Consider the following 17,439-nt stretch of genomic DNA (forward strand, 5'->3'; position numbering starts at 1 on the left):
GGTCATCCGTCGCGCGCCGATCTCCTCCGCGCACCTCTGCGAAGCGCCCGGTCCCGCCACGGCGGTGCCGGGCGCTTCTGCGTGCGTCGAGGCACGGTGCGGCGGCGGGCCGCGTGGGCTCTCGCGGGCTCTGCTGCGTGTGCCGTGTCGGCCACCGGCGCCAGGGCGACATCACTGCCATATACGGCAGAGGGGTCCGGTATACACCGGTGGGCGACAGGCCGGACCGGGGCGGCCCTGGTCGACGGGGCGGACCGGCGTGCCTGTGGGCGGGGCTGACCGGAGCGCCTGTGTGGGCGACGGGCCGGACCGGGGCTTCTGTGGGCGGCTGAGGCCGCCGGCTGGCTCGTCTCAGGCGACGGTGAAGCGGATCGTGTGCCAGCCGCTCGAGCCGTTCGGCGCAGGATCGGCGTGCTGCGAGGTCTGCAGCTCGCCTGTGCCGTCGATCGCCCGCACCCGGGCCGTGTGCTCACCGGGGCGCGCGTCTGCCCAGCGCAGGGCCCACTGGGTCCAGGTGTCGGACGTGACCGCCGTGCCCAGTTCGGCGTCGAGCCAGCTCCCGTCGTCGATCTGGACCTGCACGGATCGCACACCGCGGTGCTGCGCCCAGGCGGTGCCGCCGAGCATCACGGCGCCCTCCCCGTCGGCCTCGACGTCCTTGCCCTCGCGGGGCACGTCGATGCGCGAGGCGGTCTTGATGGGGCCTCGCTCCGACCAGCCCCGGGAGGTCCAGTACGCGGTCTGGTCGGCGAAACGGGTGACCGTGAGCTCCGTGAGCCATTTGGTCGCCGAGACGTAGCCGTAGAGCCCGGGGACGACCATCCGCACCGGGTAGCCGTGCTCGGGCGGCAGCGGGGAGCCGTTCATGCCCACGGCGAGCAGCGAGTCGCGTCCGTCGGTGAGCGCCTCGAGCGGGGTGGAGGCGGTGAAGCCGTCGGTCGAGCGGGAGAGGACCATGTCGGCGCCGTCCTGAACACCGGCACGCTCCAGGAGCCGGGCGACGGGCACGCCGATCCACGTGGCGTTGCCCGCCAGATCTCCGCCCACGACGTTGGAGACGCAGGTCAGCGTCACGTGGGATTCGACCATGGGCTCGGCGAGCAGCTGGGAGAAGTCGAGCTCGATCTCCCGGTCCACGAGTCCGTGGATCCGCAGGCTCCAGCTCGTGGGGTCCACACGGGGCACCGCGAGAGCGGTGTCGATCCGATAGAAGTCGCCGTTCGGCGTGACGAACGGCGGCATCCCCGCGACGTCGACCTGTGCCCCGGCGGGGATCGGCGCCGCGCGCTTCCGCGGGGTGGGCAGCACGAACTGCGCGACCTTCCGGCTCAGATCACGGCTGGTCGCGAGGCCCTGCGCGCCGGCGGCGACGATGGCGGCGAGCACGCCCGTGCCCGCGATGAGGGTCCGGCGGGGCGGGGCGGCGGCAGGGGAAGGCGCAGTGGCAGGGGAGGGCGCGGTGGCGGATGAGACCGCGCCGGCACGGGCGGGTGCTTTCCGCCCGTCCTGCCCGTCGGCCGACGGGGACGCACCGGATCTGCTGACCAGCGCGAGCAGGCTCACGACCGCGATCACCGTCCCGGCCAGGGTCGGCACCACGTCGGCCGCGGAGTTCTGGGCGCGGGTGAGGACGAAGACGCCGGCGGCGGCGCCGAGCAGGGCGAGCAGCACGGCCGCCGTTCGCGGACGCCTCGCGGCCAGTATTCCGAGCAGCCCCGTCACCACGGCGTACACGAGCAGCATCGAGATGCCGAGAACGAGCTTGTCGCGCGTGCCGAACAGTCCGATGACCAGGTCCTTCAACCCTGGTGGCACCACGTCGACGAAGGTGCCGCCCACCGCGATCAGCGGCGCGGACGACGAGCTGAAGGCCAGCGAGCACACCCCTGAGACCGCGAGCAGGACGAGGCCCGAGGCGATCCCGGCCAGGGCCGACCACCACGGGATGCCGCGCGGAGGACGGGGAGCCGCCGGCCGTCGCGGGTCGCTCCCCGTGCTCGGTCGCGAGCGCAGATCGACCACGGTGCGACGCTCCTTCCCGACCGGGCGGCATCGGCGATCGATGGGGCGCGCGGTCGATACGAGTCTGCTCCTGTGCGCGAAGGGCGTCGACACCTGTGACGAAGCCGTAAGGGATGGGACGCGGGTGAGGCGCAGCGGTCGGGACCGTGCTCGGGCCCGCGGCTCCCGGCCCTGCCGGGGACGCCCCGATCAGGGACGGCCCGGTCAGGGGCCTGTGATGTCCGGTACAGGGCCCCCATCGGGTTGGACGCGGAAGCGCACGCTTCGCTACAGTTGAGCGTCGGTGCGGCCCGGTGATCCGGATCCGCAGCACACGGGCCTATAGCTCAGTCGGTTAGAGCGCTGTCCTGATAAGACAGAGGTCACTGGTTCAAGTCCAGTTAGGCCCACTCCCACGCTTTCGGAGGTTCCGATGAAGAAGCTGCTCACGTACTCCGCGGTCCTCGTCTCCAGCGCTGTCGCAGGCGTCCTGGTGTGGCGCAAGGTCGAGGCGGACAAGCTCGAGAACGATCTCTGGGCCGAGGCCGAGAAGATCAGCGAGCAGCAGTCGAAGTCCTGAGCTCATCCGAGAGCTCGGACACGGGGACTTAGCTCAGTTGGTAGAGCGGTAGCTTTGCAAGCTTCAGGTCAGGGGTTCGATCCCCCTAGTCTCCACAGCACGGTCAGGCCCCCTTCCTCGAGGAAGGGGGCCTGATCCATTCCGTGCACCTACCGTTCCATGGTGGGACCTTCAGGCTCGAGACGCAGGAGCACAGATGACCGGGACCACTGACGAAGGCATCGAGATCGACCGCGACGTCCCCGCGCCGCCGTCGGCCGTGTTCGCCGCGTGGACCCAGCCGGCGGCCTTCGCCCGGTGGTTCGGCGGCCCCGAGGTCGACGTCCCCGAGGACGGCCTGGACCTGGTCGCCGAACCGGGACGCACCTGGCGCGCACGGATGGTGCTTCCTGAGGGCACGACCCTCGACTGGGTCGGAGAGTTCCTCGAGGTCGTCCCCGCGCAGCGGATCGTGCTCACCATCAGCGACCGGCCCGAGGGGGCGGCGCGCGCACGCATCCTCGTCGAGCTCTCGCCGACGGAGCTCGGCACCCGTATGCATTTCGCCCAGGAGACTCCCGGCTTCACGTCGGAGCAGCAGGAGGGCGTGCTGGCGGGCTGGCAGGGCTTCCTCGACGAGCTCGCGCGCGTCGCGATCTCTCGGGCTTGACCCGTCTCCTGGGCGTGACCCGCCTCCTGGGCCGACCGGCCCGGTTCCGGAAGGTCTGATATGCGACGAACCTCGAGGTTCCTCCCATCATGCCGCTATGGGGCTATAACGTGGCGGTGCGCAGGACGATGGTCGGCGCGGGAGCTCAGCACCCGCCCGCGACGGCCGTCGCGGGCAGGCACAGCGTCATGGGGGCGAGGACCGGGGTGACGGCGATCGTGCGGCAAGCTGGTGTTCGAGGGCTGTGGCTGCTGTCGAGGCGCGTCGATGGCCTGCCCGTGGCGGCTCGGAAGGTCGCACGGTCCGTGGGGCGGGACGACTGGAGCTGCGGATCACGGGGACGGAGGACGGCCCACGCGCCGTGGTCCTCGATGCGGCGGGGACGAGGGTGCAGCTCATGGATCACCTCCCCGCCCTCGCGGAGATCTGCCATCTGGTCGGTGACATCGCCGACCATGTCTCCCCGCCGGGGCGCGTGGTGGTGACCCTGGAGGAGACCCGTCGGTGGCCGCTCGAGTCCCGTGCCGCGGAGCTGCGGATGCTGCTCTCCGGAGGGTGAGGACCGCACGGAGGTGCGGGCATGGGGTGCCCGGAGCCGTGATCGGGAGCAGGATGGGTGACGGCACTCGCGAGAGGAGCACGCCATGTTCGAAGGACTTCTGGGGCAGTGCGCGGTGACCGATGTCGGCCGCGCCGAGGACTGGTTCACGATCTTGTGCGGCTCGCCTCCGGACGCCCGGCCGATGCCCGGGCTGCTCGAGTGGCACCTGGGGCCGGGCTTCGGACTGCAGGTGTGGTCGGAGCCGGAGAGAGCCGGGCACTCCACGGTGTCCCTCGTCGTGACGGACATCGACGCCGACGCCGAGCGCCTCCTCGCGCACGGCATCGCGCACGACGGACCGCAGCCGGGCGGCGGGGCCCGAATCCTCGTGCTGGCCGATCCGGACGGCAACCGGGTGGTGCTGACGGGTTCGTGATCATCGCTCGCGCCAGACCGCCCGTATGCGTCTCAGCGCGGCGGGGCGCCGCGGTCGTCGATCGCCACGAGGGCACGCTGCATGTGGTGCAGGACCCGCAGCGTCGTGTCGACCTCGGCGCCGGTGAGCTCGCCGCCCACCTGACCCATCAGCGTGTGCTCACGAGCGGCGACCGCGGCGATGGCGGCCTCCCCGTCGGCCGTGAGATGCACGAGGAACGAGCGCCGATGGGAGGGGTTCCGGCGCCTCTCGACGAAGCCGGCCGCGGAGGCGTCATCGACCATCCGCTGGACGAACTGCCGGCTCAGATCCTGGGCGCTCGCCAGCTGAGGCACCGTGAGGTCGCCGCCGCGGCGCAGCTGATCCAGGACGTTGCGCACTCCCGTCGACATGCCCATGATCGGTTCGCTGCGCTCCACGATCCGCGCGACCGTGCGATACACGGGCCCGATCGCGACGTAGACCTCCGCGAGGCGATCGGCCAGTTCTTCGGGATCCAGGGGAGGGCTCATGACAGGAGCATGACACCTCGGTTGTCAAAATGTCGACATCATGACACCCTAGGTGTCATGACAGCGACGATGCAGCGGCGCACCCTCCCCGAACAGACGATCGCCTACCTCGACATCCCCGCCTCCGCAGCGTCCGCCCGGGACGGAGTCCCTCTGGTCCTGCTCCACGGCGGCGCGGTGGATCATCGGATGTGGAGACCCCAGGTCGCGTCCTTCCCCGATCGTCGAGTGATCGTCCCCGACGCGCGCGGCCACGGCGAGTCCTCCGATGCGCGGAGCCCCTACCGGCTCGGGGACGACGTCATCGCCCTTCTCGACGCCCTCGGGATCGAGCGGGCCGTGCTGGCGGGCGTCTCCATGGGCGGAGGGACCGCGGTGGATGTCGCGCTCGAGCATCCCGGCAGGGCGTCGGCCCTGGTGGTGAGCGGTACGGGCACGAGCGAGCCGACCTTCACGGATCCGTGGTGCTTGGACGTCCTGCGGAGATGGCAGGCGGCCGAGTCCTCCGGGGACCTCGAGGCCTGGATCTCGGTGTTCAGTGAATTCACGGCGGGCCCGCGTCGCGAGCGCGGCGGTGTGGACCCGCGCGTGGTCGAGCTCGTGGAGACCATGGCGAGGGACACGGTGGCCAAGCATCTCCGACTCGATGCGGACGGCACCCCGATCGCGCCGATGCCGTTCACGCCGGTTACGCGGACCTGGGAGCGTCTGGACCGGATCGACGTTCCTGTCCTCGCCCTGTGCGGGGCGGTCGATGGCACGGACCATCGACGGATGGGGAAGCGGCTCGCCGCCTCGGTCCCCGATGGGAAGTACGAGGAGATCCCCGGCGTCGCCCATTATCCGAACCTCGAGCGGCCGGATCTGTTCGACGCCTCTGTAGCGGAGTTCCTCGCGAGCAGAGATGTCTGAGTTCCGGGGCAGGCATCCGGGCGGTGCCCGGGGTGGGGTGGGGTGGTGTCTCGCGACGAGTCCGGCGCACCTGATGCACGGCGCTGAGCCGGTCTCAGTCGGGCACCACGACCGCGCGGTCCCGGCCGGCGTGCTGCCAGGCCTCGGCCACGCGCGCGAGGGGGTACGCGGTGAAGGGGATCTGCAGCGTGCCGTCGGCGATCAGGTCCATCAGGCCGGGAAGCCGTGCCATCAGCTGCTGCGTGTCCACCGAGCCGGCTCCGCTGCCGCTGAGGGTGATGCGCCGGCTGCGCAGGAGGCTCGCGGGAAGAGACGCATCGGCACCCGCGAGGCTCCCGATCTGGACGTAGGAGATCTGCGCGGCGTCGTCCCCGAGCCCGCGTCGTCCGAGAGCGGCGAAGGTCGCCTCCGCGACGGGGCCCCAGACGTAGTCGAGCACGAGGGACGGGGTGGAGCGGGCGATCTCCGTGGCGAGCGGCTCGGCGGAGTGTCCGATCGCCGCGGGACGCGCGCCGAGGGAGGCGAGCTCGGCCAGGGACTGCTCGTCGCGGCCGGCGGCGATCACGCTCGACGCTCCGAGGGCGAGGGCGGACTGCACGGCGGCGCGTCCCGCCATCCCGGTGGCCCCGAGCACGAGCACGGTGCCCAGCTCGCCGTGCGTCTCGCGGTGGTCGACCAGCGGGAGGTAGCCCGACATGGCCGGGTTCATCCGCGCGGCGATCGCGAGGGGATCGGCGCCGGAGGGGAGCGGGAGGCCGAAGGGCGTGGCCATGGAGGTGGCCATGGTGCCCCAGGGAGCCCGCGCGAACCCCGTGTACACGAGGGCGCCGTCGGCACGGCGGGCGACGGCGTCGACCCCGGGCACGAGCGGGTAGCGGTCCGTGCTCCCGTAATGGCGACCGGAGGCGATCGAGCGGACGACCTGATGGATGCCGGCACCCACCAGGGACATCACCTCCTCGCCCTGCCGGGGTTCGGGGTCGGGGAAATCAGTGGCCACGGGGAGGCCGTCGGGTGCGGAGATGACTGCTGAGCGCATGGGTGCTCCTCTTCCTTAACTAAGTTCAATAGCGACCTCAGCATGCTTTAACTTTGTTAAGGTGTCAAGCATGGCGAAGGGGATCACCAGGCAGCGCATTGTGGAGGCCGCCCTCGACGTGCTCGACGAGGGAGGGGCGGACGCCGTCACCGTGCGCGCCGTCGCCTCCCGGCTCGACGTCAAGGCGCCCGCGCTCTACTGGCACGTGGGCGGCAAGCAGGAGCTCCTCGACGAGATGGGGACCGAGATCCAGCGGCGGGTGATCGCCTCCTCTGCGCCCCGCCCCGGGGCGAGCACCCTGGAATCGCTCGGCGAGTACGCACGGGCTCTGCGTCGCGAGTACCTGCTGCATCGCGACGGCGCCCGCACCTTCAGCGGCACCCGGCTCACCGATCCGGACGTGCTGCGCGCCCAGGAGCCGTGGCTCGAGGCGTGGACCGCGGGCGGGATCCCTCTCGATACCGCCGTCGACGCCGCGGAGCTGGTGACGGCCTTCGTGGTCGGCTTCGTGATCGAGGAGCAGGAGCGCTCGCAGTACGCGCAGGAGGATCCCGAGCGCTACGACCCGGAGCGCAGGGACGCGTTCATCGGCGAGGATGCGCCGCTCGTGCGCCGCACGGGGCACCTGAGGTCCGACCCGCAGGAGCGGTTCGAGACACAGCTGGCGATGGTGCTCGCGGGGGTCGCGACGAGCCTGGCCCCCTGAGATCGCCCTCGCAGGCAGTGCCTGATCAGTGCGGCGCCGGGCCCGTGGAGCCACGCCAGAGGATCTCGTTCAGGGGCGCCTCGTCGGCCGGCGGGTCCTCGTTCCGCAGCGAGGCCGTGAGTCGGTGCATGAGGTTGCGCCCGAGCTGTCGATGGTCGGTGTCGACCGTGGTCAGGGAGGGCCGCATGTTCGCGCCCAGGACATGGTTGTCCCAGCCGGTGACGCTGAGATCTCCGGGGACCGACCAGCCGCGCTCGGAGGCCGCTTCGAGAACGCCGGCGGCCGTGGGGTCGCACGCGGTGATGATCGCGGTGGGCCGATCGACGTCGCCGAGAGCGCTGATCGCCTCGCGTCCCGCCTGTGCGGTCCAGGTCCCCTCGTGAACGCGCGCCGGTCCCAGCCCGAGCCCCTCGATCGTCTCGACGAAGACCCGCTTGCGCTCGCGAGCGGAGTGGAAGCGCAGCTCGCCCGTGACGTGGAGGAACCGGCGATGCCCGAGCTCTGCGAGATGCTCGATCATCTCCGCGATCGGGCTCGCGTCGGCGAGCTCCCCGATCGAGCGCGAGCCCTCGTCGTAGTCGTCGGCGATCACCACCGCGGCTCTGCTCGGAGAGGCGCCCGGTGACGCCGGGGGGAGCGGGATCAGCGCGAGCACGCCGTCGACGTCTCCGGACTCCGCGATCTCCCGCACGCGATCCGCACGCTCCTCGAGGTCCCCGCTCTCGCTGACGACCTGCACCGCGTAACCCTCCTCGTTGGCGGCGAGGACGGCGCCGCCCAGGGCCATCGCGAGACCCTGGTGGATCATCGCGGGAAGCACCACGGCCACGCGCTGGTTGCGCTGCGTGCGCATGGAGCGGGCCGCGAGATTGGGACGGTAGCCGAGCTCGCGGACGGATGCCGCGACGCGCGCCCGCGTCTCGGGGCGCATGCGCGGATCCCCGTTGATGTATCGCGACACCGTCTGGTGGGAGACCCCCGCGCGCGCCGCGACCTGCCAGATGGTCGCCCTGCCCGTCAGCCCCGACATCGCACTCCTCTTCTCCCGATCTCCGTGTCCCGTCCCCGCTCCGGTCCTCTCCTCGTGAGCGCGTCGCACTCGCTCCCCGGCCGTGCGGCGCGTGGTCGACCGTGACCACAGGCCTCGCACCTGCATCTTCCCGCGTGTCGAGGGCGCGCGCGAGTCGGGCCCCGCCCGTGGACGACGTGGCAACCGGCGGCAAGCGCGTTGACCCCTTGTCAGGCGGTACCGCACCCTCTAACGTGGGAATCAAGTGATCGATCACTTGGACGGTGTCGTCCCTGGTGCTCGCTCCCGGTCTCCCGGATCCGCCCACGCTGAGACCCGCTCATCCCCCTCGCCCCACGGTGGGAGCACAAGCCGTTCGGCAACCGCTTTCACCCCGTCATACCGCATTCCCGCTCATCGACCACGGATGGTGAACGGCCTGCAGAAGGGAGGGCCCCCGTGACCCTCGAACAGACGTCAAGCACACAGAAGATCAGCCCTCCTCGAGCGGGCGGGACGGCCGGGTCGACCAGCCCGGGCGAGCCGGCGGCTGCGCCTGGTGGCACGGGCCGGCCCCTGCGCCGTCGTCGGCTCCCCTGGTACAAGCGCATGTGGCGCGACCGCACGGTGCTCCTGCTCGCGCTCCCGGGCATCGCCGTCATCGTCACGTTCCACTACCTCGCGCTCGGCGGGAACGTCATCGCCTTCCAGGACTATCAGCCGTATCTCGGCATCGGGAAGAGCCTGTGGGTCGGCTTCGAGAACTTCTCGATCCTCTTCAACGGGGACCCGGAGTTCCTCAACGCCCTGAAGAACACCCTGATCATCACCCTGCTGCAGACCGTGTTCGTCTTCCCGGCCCCGATCCTGCTGGCCCTGACCCTGCACAGCCTCGTCTCGAACAGGATCCGCCAGGCCGTGCAGTCCGTCCTCTACCTCCCGCACTTCCTCTCGTGGGTGATCGTGGTGGCCCTGTTCCAGCAGATGCTGGGCGGAGCCGGACTGCTCAACAACTTCCTCCAGGACCACGGCTGGAAGGCAGTGGACATCATCGGCAACGCCGACGTCTTCTACGCGCTCCTCACCTCGCAGGTCATCTGGAAGGACACCGGCTGGGCGACGATCCTCTTCCTCGCCGTGCTCGCGGGCATCGACAAGTCCCTCTACGAGGCCGCCTCGGTGGACGGAGCCTCCCGCTGGCGCCAGACCTGGCACGTGACCCTGCCGGGCATGCGGCCGATCATCATCATGCTGTTCATCCTCAAGCTCGGTGACTCGCTCTCCGTCGGATTCGAGCAGCTGATCCTCCAGCAGGACGCCGTCGGCACCGGCGTCGCCCAGGTGCTGGACACGTACGTCTACAACAACGGCGTCGTCGGCGGGTACTGGGGAGTCGCGGCGGCCGTCGGCCTGGTCAAGGGGATCGTCGGACTGATCCTCGTGCTCGGTGCCAACAAGATCGCGCACATGTTCGGCGAGGAAGGCGTGTACAAGGCATGAGCACCGCACAGAGCACCCGTCCCACGGCGGCACCCGCACCGGAGGCCCCGAAGCGCAGGCGTCGTCGCCGCATGATCGACGGCATCCCGACGCCCGGGCCGGTCGAGTCGGTCATCAAGGGCATCGTGCTCCTGATCTGCTGCGCGGCGGTGGTCGTCCCCTTCATCGGGGTCGTCTCCACGTCGATCGCCACCCCCGAGCAGGTCACCGACGCGGGCGGCTTCGTGCTGCTCCCCAAGGGGCTCGACTTCGACTCCTACCGCCTGATCTTCGCCGGCGGCGTCGTCACCCGCGCCCTCGGGGTCTCGATCTTCGTGACCGTGGTCGGCACCGCGATCAGCCTCGCCCTCACCGCATCCCTCGGCTGGGCGCTCAGCCGCCGCGGCACCTTCGGCAACCGCCCCCTGCTGCTGATCGTGCTCATCAGCCTCCTGTTCGGCCCCGGCATCATCCCCGGGTACCTGGTCGTGCAGCAGCTGGGGCTGCTCGACACGCTCTGGGCGCTCATCATCCCCACCTGCGTCTCCGCCTTCAACGTGGTGGTCGTGCGCTCCTTCTTCGTGCAGCTGCCCCAGGAGATCCTCGACTCCGCGAAGGTGGACGGCGCCGGCGAGCTGCAGCTGTTCCTGCGGATCGGACTGCCGCTGTCCAAGGCCGTGTTCGCCGTGGTCGGGCTGTTCTACGCCGTCGGCTACTGGAACTCGTTCTTCAACGCCCTGCTGTACCTCAACGACAACAGCAAGTGGCCGCTGCAGATGGTCCTGCGCACTTACGTGGTGCAGGGGACCCAGCTGGGCAGCCAGGACATCGGCATCGACGGCGCCTCGCTCCCGCCGCAGATCTCCCTGCAGATGGCGATCCTCGTGGTCTCCGTGCTGCCGGTGCTGATCGTCTACCCCTTCCTCCAGCGCCACTTCGCCAAGGGCATGCTCACCGGCGCGGTCAAGGGATGAGCCCCGCAGCGGCCGACCGCGCCCACACCTGAGGTTTCCCGACCAGTTCCGACCAGTCCCGACCAATCCGCACACTCGATGAGGAGTCAGACCATGGACAGCACCCCGAACAACCCCACCCCATCCGCCGAGCGAGGCCTCACCCGTCGAGCCTTCGGCGTCGGCGCACTCGGAGCGGGCGCCCTCGGCGCTCTCACCGTCGCCGGATGCAGCAACGAGGGCCGCGGCAGCGCGGCGGTCGGCGACAACTCGGACGCCGTGTTCCCGAGCCACATCCCCTACAAGGGCATCGAATTCGACCTGCCCGGTGAGGACGGGGTCAGCGACGCCATGCTGACCTATCCGGAGAAGCCCAAGAAGGTCACCGAGGGCACGCCCGGCGACGGGAAGGACTTCGGGGTGTTCGCCCTGACGAACAACCCCGCCCCGCCGGCGATGGACAAGAACAAGTACTGGCAGGAGCTCAACAAGCGCCTGGGCTGCACGATGAAGGTGACCGTGGTCCCCACGGGCGACTTCGCGGACCGGTTCCAGACGACGCTGGCCGGTGACAAGCTGCCGGAGATCTTCACCTTCTTCCCGGGCGACGTGCCGAGCCTTCCCGCGATGCTCTCCGCGAAGGCGGCGGACCTCACCGACCTGCTGTCCGGGGACGCCGTCAAGAAGTACCCGTTCCTGGCGAACATCTCCACCGAGACCTGGCAGGCCTGCGTCTACGGCGGGAAGATCTTCGCCATTCCGATCCCCCGCGGAGGCATGCAGTCCATCGTCATGTACACGCGGAAGGACTTCCTCGCGGACAAGGGCGTGGAGGTGACCTCCGATTCCCTGGAGGACTTCACCGACGCGTGCCGCGAGCTCACAGGTGGCAAGCAATGGGCGCTCGGCGGTGCACCCACCCAGTTCGTGCGCGAGATGTTCGAGATCCCCAACGGCTGGTCCGAGGCCGACGGGAAGCTGACCAGTGCGAACGAGCACGAGCGGCAGGAGGATGCCCTCGAGGCGGTGCGTGCGATGGTCAAGGACGGACTGCTCCATCCGGACGCGTTCACGGCGGACGGCCCGAAGCAGAAGACCTGGGTCATCAACGGGACCACACCGCTGCTGCAGGGGACGCTCACCGCCTGGGCCGACTTCCAGAACTACCCCCTCCCCGACGGGTTCCGACTGAACGTCCTCCAGCCGCCCAAGGCCGACGGCGGGGGAACGGCACCGATCTGGCACGGTCCGACCTCGCAGAACATCACCGCGATCAGCAAGAAGGCCGAGGACCGGGCCGAGGCGCTGCTGGACGTGCTCAACTACTTCGCGGCCCCGTTCGGCAGCGAGGAGTACACCTTCAAGATGTTCGGCATCGAAGGGGTGGACCACGAGCTCAAGGGCACGGACCCCGTGCTCACGGAGAAGGGCCGCAACGAGACCCAGTTGGCCCTGCGGTACGTAGGCCAGGGGCCGTGGGTGAACTTCACCCCCGGCGCGCCCGAGGTGACCAAGGACCAGCACGCGGCGGAGGCCGCCTCGATCCCGAACGCCGTGAAGAACCCGACGACGGGCCTCTACTCCGAGACGCAGTCCCGCAAGGGCAAGCAGATCGGCAGCGCCCTGGGCGACATCGAGAGCGACATCATCCAGGGGCGCAAACCCGTGAGCGCATGGGCCGGAGCGGTGAAGACCTGGAAGAAGAACGGCGGGGACACCATGAGGGACGAGTACGAGAAGGCCCTGTCCGAGGCCGCCGAAGGATGATCCCGTGAGACCGAACATCATCTATCTGAACTCCCACGACACGGGGCGCTGGATCAGCCCGTACGGGTACGCCGCGCCCACCCCGCGGATGCAGCGATTCGCCGAGCAGGGAATCGTCTTCCGGCATGCGTTCTCCGCGTCGCCGACGTGCTCCCCGAGCCGGGCAGCGCTGCTCACCGGGCGCTGGCCGCACGAGGTCGGGATGCTGGGTCTCAGCCATCGGGGCTTCTCCCTCACCGATCCCACGGAGCATCTGAGCCACGTCCTGGGCAGATCGGGCTATCGCACGGCCCTCGCGGGGGTGCAGCACGTCTCCGAGGACCCGGCGCTCCTCGGATTCGACGAGATCCTGCCGGTCGACAGCCACTCGGCCGTCGACGTGGGGCCGGTCGCGGCCCAGTTCGTGTCGGGTGAGCATGAGGAGCCGTTCTACCTCGAGATCGGCTTCATCGAGACCCATCGGCGCTACCCGGAGCCGGGGCCGCAGGACGACGCCCGCTATCTGCGGGCTCCGGCGCACCTGCCGGACTCGCCGGAGACCCGCGAGGACATGGCGGGATACTCGGCGAGCGTGCGGCGTCTCGACGACGCGGTGGGCGCGGTGCTGGATGCGGTCGATCGCGCCGGGATCGCCGATCACACGCTCGTCGTGTGCACGACGGACCACGGCCCGGCGTTCCCGGGGATGAAATGCACGCTCACCGACGGCGGCCTCGGAGTCATGCTGATGATGCGCGGACCGGGCATCCGCTCCGGCACCGTGAGCGATGCGCTGGTCAGCCAGCTGGATCTGTTCCCCACCCTCTGCGAGTTCGCGGAGGTGCCCGCGCCCGAGGGGCTGCGCGGCACGTCGCTGGCGCCCGTTCTCGAGGACGAGGAGGCCACGCTGCACGACGCCGTCCATGCTGAGCTCACCTACCACGTGGACTACGAGCCGCAGCGTTCCGTGCGCACCGAGCGCTTCGCATACGTCCGTGCGTTCCGAGCGCTCGAACACAGGATCCTCGAGCACACCGATGCGGGCCCCAGCAAGGAGTACCTCGTGGAGAGGGGATGGGGCGACCGGGCGCCGGAGAGGGAGATGCTCTTCGATCTCCAGCTCGACCCGGGTGAGTCCCGCAATCTCGTCGACGACCCCGCCTACGGCGACGTCCTGGTCGAGATGAGAGCACGCCTGGAGAGCTGGATGCGCGAGACCGACGACCCGCTCGCGCGCGGGCCGATCCCCCCGCCTGCCGGAGCGAACGTCCTCGGGGGTCCGCCCCGCACCGAGTGACGTCGGCGCATGGTCCCTGCAACCCGGTGGGCGGCGGCGACGGGGCCTTGCGCGCGACCGAGCACACAGGATCTCCGCGGGGGCCACGCGATTCCTCCTTCTGACCTGCGTTGTTCCCCCGCCCTCGGCACGGAGGTTCTTCGTACGCTCACCGCATGGGGGACGTCATCCGTGAACAGCGCGCCCGGTCCGACGGCCGCGCTCGCACCTTCACCCCGCTCGAGCAGCGGATCGACGCCTGGGCGCACCGGCGCACGCGTGCGCTCGCCGAGAACGCCGGCCCGTGGCGCCTTCGCGCCCTCGAGCTCGTGGTCTTCACGCTCAAGCAGGCGTGGGCGTGCGTGTTCGGCGCCTCGATGCTCGCGCTGCTCGTGCTCGCGCGGCTGCTGTATCCCGAGGGCGCCCCGGTCGCTCGGGCGGATGCCCTGGTGATCGCCGCGCTCGCGCTGCAGGTCCTCATGCTCGCGCTGCGCCTGGAGACACTGCGCGAGATGGGCACGATCGTGCTGTTCCACGTCGCGGGCACCGCGACGGAGGTGTTCAAGACTCATGTCGGCTCATGGGAGTACGAGAGCGAGGGCCTTCTGAGCGTCGGCGCGGTGCCGCTGTACACGGGGTTCATGTACGCCGCGGTCGGCTCGTACATGGTGCGCGTGATGCGGCTGTTCGACCTGCGGTTCACGCGCTACCCGCCGCGATGGGCGACGGCGCTGCTCGCGGCGGCGATCTACGCGAACTTCTTCACCCACCACTTCCTGCCCGACGCCCGCTGGGTGCTGCTCGTGCTGGTGGCACTTCTGTTCGGCCGATGCATGATGAGCTTCCGCAACCACCGGGGTGGTGCCCGGCATCGCATGCCGGTGCTCGCGGCCTTCGCCGGCACCGCGTTCTTCCTGTGGGTCGCCGAGAACGTGGGCACCGCCGCCGGCGCCTGGATCTACCCGCACCAGCAGGCGGGATGGGAGCCGGTGCCGCTGACGAAGATGGTGGCCTGGCTGCTGCTGATGATGATCTCGGTGGTGCTGGTGACGCTGGTGCACCCGCCGCAGGCGCTTCGGACGCAGGAGGAGCGCCTGTGAGGGGCGTGCTCGCTGCGCCTCAGTGCGCCTCGGGGTGGGCGAGGATCAGGAGGCTGTCAGGGCCGCGCTCCGCGCAGGAACTGGGTGACGGCGGTGTCGGTCAGCACCTGGAGCTGCGCAGAGGGCACGAAGCCCCCGTTGATCATCGTGGCGATGCCCTGGAGCGTCGCGAACAGCACAGTGGCGATGTCGGTGGGGTCCTCGGAGGAGAGCGCACCCTCGGACTGTCCCTGTCGCATCAGCTCGAAGAGCATCGAGAACGGCTTCTCCGCCGCCTCGACGATGCCCTCCGCTCCGGGGCGGTGCTTGCTCGCATACATCAGCTCGAGCAGCGAGGCGTTCTCCGTCGCGAAGCGTGTGTACGTCGCGGCGACGGCCCGCAGTCGAGAGGGGAAGTCCCCTGCCGTCGCAGCCATCGCGCGATGGAGGTCCGCGTCGAGCCGGGTGAAGCCCGAGATCGCAAGCGCATCCAGGAGTGCCTGGCGGCCGGCGAAGTGGCGGCGCGGCGCCGCGTGGCTGACCCCGATCTCGCGGGCGAGATCGCGCAGGGTGATCGCCTCCACACCGCTCTGTGCAAGGCGACTCTCCGCAGCCTCGAGCAGGGCGACACGGAGATTCCCGTGGTGGTACGGGCGGTCGCCGGAGGACTCGATCATCATCCCAGCATAGGAGGATCTAGTCATTGACTACATATGTTTCCGGTGGCTACTGTGTTGCCTATGACTACATTCACCAGCTCGACCGTGCCGGATCAGAGTGGTCGCACCATCATTGTCACCGGCGCGAACAGCGGAATCGGTCGCGAGACCGCCCGGATCCTCGCCTCGCGAGGAGCTCACGTCATCCTCGCCGTGCGCTCCGTCGAGAAGGGACAGGTCGCCGCGGCGTCGATGCCGGGAGACGTCGAGGTGCGCCGGTTGGACCTGGCCGACCTTGCGTCGGTGCGTGCCTTCGCCCAGGGCGCCCCGGAGAGCATCGACATCCTCATCAACAATGCGGGCGTGATGATCCCGCCCTACTCCCGCACGGCGGACGGCTTCGAACTCCAGATGGGCACGAACCACTTCGGTCACTTCGCCCTCACCTCACTTCTCATCGGGCGGGTGCAGGACCGCGTCGTCACGGTCTCGTCCATGGGGCACCGTGCGGGACGCATCGACTTCGAGGACCTGGACTGGTCACGTCGGCGCTATCGACCGATGGCGGCCTACGGCCAATCCAAGCTCGCGAACCTGCTGTTCACTGCCGAACTCCAGCGCCGGCTCAGCCTCGCAGGCTCCCCCGTGATCGCGGTCGCGGCCCATCCGGGAGCTGCGACCACGAATCTGCTCCGCACGGACGGCGCGAACCCCGCCTGGGCGAGCATTCAGCACGCAGCGGTCCGGGCGCTGTCCCAGAGCGAGCAGGCCGGCGCCCTGCCGATCCTCTATGCAGCGGTGAGCGAGATCCCCGGCAACAGCTACGCGGGCCCGGGCGGGTTCCTCGAGAGCAGGGGAGCGCCGGTCCTGGTCGGGCGGTCGTCGCGGGCGCGGGATCCAGAAGTCGCGCGCAGGCTGTGGACGGCTTCGGAGGCACTCACGGGCGTCAGCTTCCCCGTGCTCTCCGACCGCCGGGGCTGATGCCCTCGCCGCGCCTCACTCCAGAGGATTCTCCTGCGCGGGCAGCGCCTCGATGAGCGGGTGGTCCTTGTCGATCACGCCCGTCTTCGCGGCACCGCCGGGGGCGCCGAGCTCGTCGAAGAACTCGACGTTGGCGTTGTAGTAGTCGGACCACTCGTCGGGCAGATCGTCCTCGTAGAAGATGGCCTCTACGGGGCACACGGGCTCGCAGGCGCCGCAGTCCACGCACTCGTCGGGCTGGATGTACAGCGACCGGTTCCCCTCGTAGATGCAGTCCACGGGGCATTCGTCAACGCAGGCGCGATCCTTCACGTCCACGCAGGGCAGGGCGATCACATAGGTCACGCTCGCGGCTCCTTCCTCGCTCGCTCCTCGCTCGTCGCGGGTGCTCCCACGTCCCTCGACGATAGAACCTCACGCGCGCTTGAGGTCAATCCGCGGTGGTAGCGTCGGCCGCCCCTGCTCAGGAGAGGCGCCAGCATGACCTCGTACGACGTGACCGAGAACGACACTGCTCAGGCGCTCGGCAGCGGGGACGTCCCCGTGCTCGCAACGCCCCGGCTGCTCGCCTGGATGGAGGCCGAGACCGTCCGCGCGGCCGCCGCGCATCTCGATGAGGGACGCACGAGCGTGGGCACGGCTGTGCGCATTGTGCACGCGGCGCCGACGCCCGTGGGCGGGACGGTCGAGATCACGGCCGAGGGCCCCGCCGACCCGGCGCAGCGCATCTGGACCTTCACCGCCCGGGCGACCGATGCACGCGGCCGGATCGTGGGCGAAGGCGAGATCGACCGCGCCCCCGTCGACCGCGAGCGTTTCCTGGAACGCCTCGCCCGGTGACGCGCCGGTCCGACGCCGTGGGCCCTGTCCGGCGCCGCGCC

At 70.1% G+C, this 17,439-nt stretch carries 19 protein-coding genes and 2 tRNA genes; 15 read left to right on the forward strand and 6 right to left on the reverse strand.

Features of this window, described 5'->3' with window-relative positions; genetic code table 11:
• Positions 1-351: 351 nt before the first annotated feature.
• Entirely contained in the window at positions 352-2,022 is a 1,671-nt protein-coding gene (locus tag ACFQ53_RS00565) for a molybdopterin-dependent oxidoreductase (RefSeq protein ID WP_377853802.1), read from the reverse strand.
• 315 nt (positions 2,023-2,337) lie between these two features.
• Here ACFQ53_RS00565 and ACFQ53_RS00570 point away from each other — a divergent pair.
• The 6 genes from ACFQ53_RS00570 (at position 2,338) to ACFQ53_RS00595 (ending at position 4,207) form a co-directional block, all read left to right on the forward strand.
• A tRNA-Ile gene (locus ACFQ53_RS00570) sits at positions 2,338-2,411 on the forward strand.
• Positions 2,412-2,434: 23 nt separating this feature from the next.
• Positions 2,435-2,581, forward strand: coding sequence for a DLW-39 family protein (locus ACFQ53_RS00575; protein ID WP_377853804.1), 147 nt, complete (start codon positions 2,435-2,437; stop codon positions 2,579-2,581).
• Between the two features lie 22 nt (positions 2,582-2,603).
• Positions 2,604-2,676: transfer RNA gene (locus ACFQ53_RS00580), tRNA-Ala, on the forward strand.
• 101 nt (positions 2,677-2,777) lie between these two features.
• On the forward strand, positions 2,778-3,230 hold the full coding sequence (locus ACFQ53_RS00585) for an SRPBCC domain-containing protein (RefSeq protein ID WP_377853806.1): 453 nt from the start codon (positions 2,778-2,780) through the stop codon (positions 3,228-3,230).
• 397 nt (positions 3,231-3,627) lie between these two features.
• Positions 3,628-3,789 (forward strand): hypothetical protein, encoded by a 162-nt coding sequence (locus tag ACFQ53_RS00590; protein WP_377853809.1) that lies wholly within the window; start codon positions 3,628-3,630, stop codon positions 3,787-3,789.
• A gap of 85 nt (positions 3,790-3,874) precedes the next feature.
• The gene (locus ACFQ53_RS00595) at positions 3,875-4,207 is read left to right on the forward strand and encodes a VOC family protein (protein WP_377853812.1); all 333 of its coding nucleotides are present in this window, start codon (positions 3,875-3,877) and stop codon (positions 4,205-4,207) included.
• Between the two features lie 32 nt (positions 4,208-4,239).
• Here ACFQ53_RS00595 and ACFQ53_RS00600 read toward each other — a convergent pair whose 3' ends face one another.
• A complete protein-coding gene (locus ACFQ53_RS00600) occupies positions 4,240-4,719 on the reverse strand; it encodes a MarR family winged helix-turn-helix transcriptional regulator (RefSeq protein WP_377853815.1) in 480 nt (159 codons plus the stop codon).
• A gap of 57 nt (positions 4,720-4,776) precedes the next feature.
• Here ACFQ53_RS00600 and ACFQ53_RS00605 point away from each other — a divergent pair, with 57 nt between their 5' ends.
• Entirely contained in the window at positions 4,777-5,631 is an 855-nt protein-coding gene (locus ACFQ53_RS00605; protein ID WP_377853818.1) for an alpha/beta fold hydrolase, read from the forward strand.
• Between the two features lie 94 nt (positions 5,632-5,725).
• Here the strand turns inward: ACFQ53_RS00605 and ACFQ53_RS00610 are convergent, their stop codons facing one another.
• Positions 5,726-6,670: a zinc-binding alcohol dehydrogenase family protein gene (locus ACFQ53_RS00610; RefSeq protein ID WP_377853821.1), complete on the reverse strand. Its 945-nt coding sequence runs from the start codon at positions 6,668-6,670 to the stop codon at positions 5,726-5,728.
• A gap of 70 nt (positions 6,671-6,740) precedes the next feature.
• Between ACFQ53_RS00610 and ACFQ53_RS00615 the strand changes: the two genes are divergently transcribed.
• The gene (locus ACFQ53_RS00615) at positions 6,741-7,376 is read left to right on the forward strand and encodes a TetR/AcrR family transcriptional regulator C-terminal domain-containing protein (RefSeq protein ID WP_377853824.1); all 636 of its coding nucleotides are present in this window, start codon (positions 6,741-6,743) and stop codon (positions 7,374-7,376) included.
• Positions 7,377-7,401: 25 nt separating this feature from the next.
• Here ACFQ53_RS00615 and ACFQ53_RS00620 read toward each other — a convergent pair whose 3' ends face one another.
• A complete protein-coding gene (locus tag ACFQ53_RS00620) occupies positions 7,402-8,406 on the reverse strand; it encodes a LacI family DNA-binding transcriptional regulator (protein ID WP_377853828.1) in 1,005 nt (334 codons plus the stop codon).
• Between the two features lie 438 nt (positions 8,407-8,844).
• Between ACFQ53_RS00620 and ACFQ53_RS00625 the strand changes: the two genes are divergently transcribed.
• The 5 genes from ACFQ53_RS00625 to ACFQ53_RS00645 all read left to right on the forward strand — a co-directional run bounded on the left by ACFQ53_RS00625 (position 8,845) and on the right by ACFQ53_RS00645 (position 14,939).
• On the forward strand, positions 8,845-9,885 hold the full coding sequence (locus tag ACFQ53_RS00625) for an ABC transporter permease (protein WP_377853831.1): 1,041 nt from the start codon (positions 8,845-8,847) through the stop codon (positions 9,883-9,885).
• Complete coding sequence (locus tag ACFQ53_RS00630) at positions 9,882-10,838, forward strand: carbohydrate ABC transporter permease (protein ID WP_246482850.1); 957 nt, start codon at positions 9,882-9,884, stop codon at positions 10,836-10,838. Before ACFQ53_RS00625 ends, ACFQ53_RS00630 begins: the two co-directional genes overlap by 4 nt.
• A 93-nt stretch (positions 10,839-10,931) precedes the next feature.
• The gene (locus tag ACFQ53_RS00635; protein WP_377853835.1) at positions 10,932-12,584 is read left to right on the forward strand and encodes an extracellular solute-binding protein; all 1,653 of its coding nucleotides are present in this window, start codon (positions 10,932-10,934) and stop codon (positions 12,582-12,584) included.
• A gap of 4 nt (positions 12,585-12,588) precedes the next feature.
• On the forward strand, positions 12,589-13,860 hold the full coding sequence (locus ACFQ53_RS00640; protein ID WP_377853838.1) for a sulfatase: 1,272 nt from the start codon (positions 12,589-12,591) through the stop codon (positions 13,858-13,860).
• Between the two features lie 155 nt (positions 13,861-14,015).
• The gene (locus tag ACFQ53_RS00645) at positions 14,016-14,939 is read left to right on the forward strand and encodes a DUF817 domain-containing protein (RefSeq protein ID WP_377853841.1); all 924 of its coding nucleotides are present in this window, start codon (positions 14,016-14,018) and stop codon (positions 14,937-14,939) included.
• Positions 14,940-14,995: 56 nt separating this feature from the next.
• Here ACFQ53_RS00645 and ACFQ53_RS00650 read toward each other — a convergent pair whose 3' ends face one another.
• On the reverse strand, positions 14,996-15,595 hold the full coding sequence (locus tag ACFQ53_RS00650) for a TetR/AcrR family transcriptional regulator (protein ID WP_377853844.1): 600 nt from the start codon (positions 15,593-15,595) through the stop codon (positions 14,996-14,998).
• 63 nt (positions 15,596-15,658) lie between these two features.
• On the opposite strand from ACFQ53_RS00650, the gene ACFQ53_RS00655 reads away from it, so the two are divergent.
• Positions 15,659-16,558 (forward strand): oxidoreductase, encoded by a 900-nt coding sequence (locus ACFQ53_RS00655; RefSeq protein WP_377853847.1) that lies wholly within the window; start codon positions 15,659-15,661, stop codon positions 16,556-16,558.
• Positions 16,559-16,573: 15 nt separating this feature from the next.
• On the opposite strand, the gene fdxA is transcribed toward ACFQ53_RS00655, so the two are convergent.
• The gene (gene fdxA, locus ACFQ53_RS00660) at positions 16,574-16,903 is read right to left on the reverse strand and encodes a ferredoxin (protein ID WP_377853850.1); all 330 of its coding nucleotides are present in this window, start codon (positions 16,901-16,903) and stop codon (positions 16,574-16,576) included.
• Positions 16,904-17,038: 135 nt separating this feature from the next.
• On the opposite strand from fdxA, the gene ACFQ53_RS00665 reads away from it, so the two are divergent.
• The gene (locus tag ACFQ53_RS00665; RefSeq protein ID WP_377853853.1) at positions 17,039-17,398 is read left to right on the forward strand and encodes a thioesterase family protein; all 360 of its coding nucleotides are present in this window, start codon (positions 17,039-17,041) and stop codon (positions 17,396-17,398) included.
• Positions 17,399-17,439: the final 41 nt, after the last annotated feature.

The sequence above is a fragment of the Brachybacterium sp. NPDC056505 genome, from assembly GCF_042794925.1.
Lineage (GTDB): Bacteria > Actinomycetota > Actinomycetes > Actinomycetales > Dermabacteraceae > Brachybacterium > Brachybacterium kimchii.

Bases quoted from the DNA above. Each gene is read 5' to 3' on its own strand.
- ACFQ53_RS00575 (WP_377853804.1), top strand. From the start codon at position 2,435: ATGAAGAAGCTGCTCACGTACTCCGCGGTCCTCGTCTCCAGCGCTGTC.
- ACFQ53_RS00585 (WP_377853806.1), top strand. From the start codon at position 2,778: ATGACCGGGACCACTGACGAAGGCATCGAGATCGACCGCGACGTCCCC.
- ACFQ53_RS00590 (WP_377853809.1), top strand. From the start codon at position 3,628: ATGGATCACCTCCCCGCCCTCGCGGAGATCTGCCATCTGGTCGGTGAC.
- ACFQ53_RS00595 (WP_377853812.1), top strand. From the start codon at position 3,875: ATGTTCGAAGGACTTCTGGGGCAGTGCGCGGTGACCGATGTCGGCCGC.
- ACFQ53_RS00600 (WP_377853815.1), bottom strand. From the start codon at position 4,719: ATGAGCCCTCCCCTGGATCCCGAAGAACTGGCCGATCGCCTCGCGGAG.
- ACFQ53_RS00605 (WP_377853818.1), top strand. From the start codon at position 4,777: ATGACAGCGACGATGCAGCGGCGCACCCTCCCCGAACAGACGATCGCC.
- ACFQ53_RS00610 (WP_377853821.1), bottom strand. From the start codon at position 6,670: ATGCGCTCAGCAGTCATCTCCGCACCCGACGGCCTCCCCGTGGCCACT.
- ACFQ53_RS00615 (WP_377853824.1), top strand. From the start codon at position 6,741: ATGGCGAAGGGGATCACCAGGCAGCGCATTGTGGAGGCCGCCCTCGAC.
- ACFQ53_RS00620 (WP_377853828.1), bottom strand. From the start codon at position 8,406: ATGTCGGGGCTGACGGGCAGGGCGACCATCTGGCAGGTCGCGGCGCGC.
- ACFQ53_RS00630 (WP_246482850.1), top strand. From the start codon at position 9,882: ATGAGCACCGCACAGAGCACCCGTCCCACGGCGGCACCCGCACCGGAG.
- ACFQ53_RS00635 (WP_377853835.1), top strand. From the start codon at position 10,932: ATGGACAGCACCCCGAACAACCCCACCCCATCCGCCGAGCGAGGCCTC.
- ACFQ53_RS00645 (WP_377853841.1), top strand. From the start codon at position 14,016: ATGGGGGACGTCATCCGTGAACAGCGCGCCCGGTCCGACGGCCGCGCT.
- ACFQ53_RS00650 (WP_377853844.1), bottom strand. From the start codon at position 15,595: ATGATCGAGTCCTCCGGCGACCGCCCGTACCACCACGGGAATCTCCGT.
- ACFQ53_RS00655 (WP_377853847.1), top strand. From the start codon at position 15,659: ATGACTACATTCACCAGCTCGACCGTGCCGGATCAGAGTGGTCGCACC.
- ACFQ53_RS00665 (WP_377853853.1), top strand. From the start codon at position 17,039: ATGACCTCGTACGACGTGACCGAGAACGACACTGCTCAGGCGCTCGGC.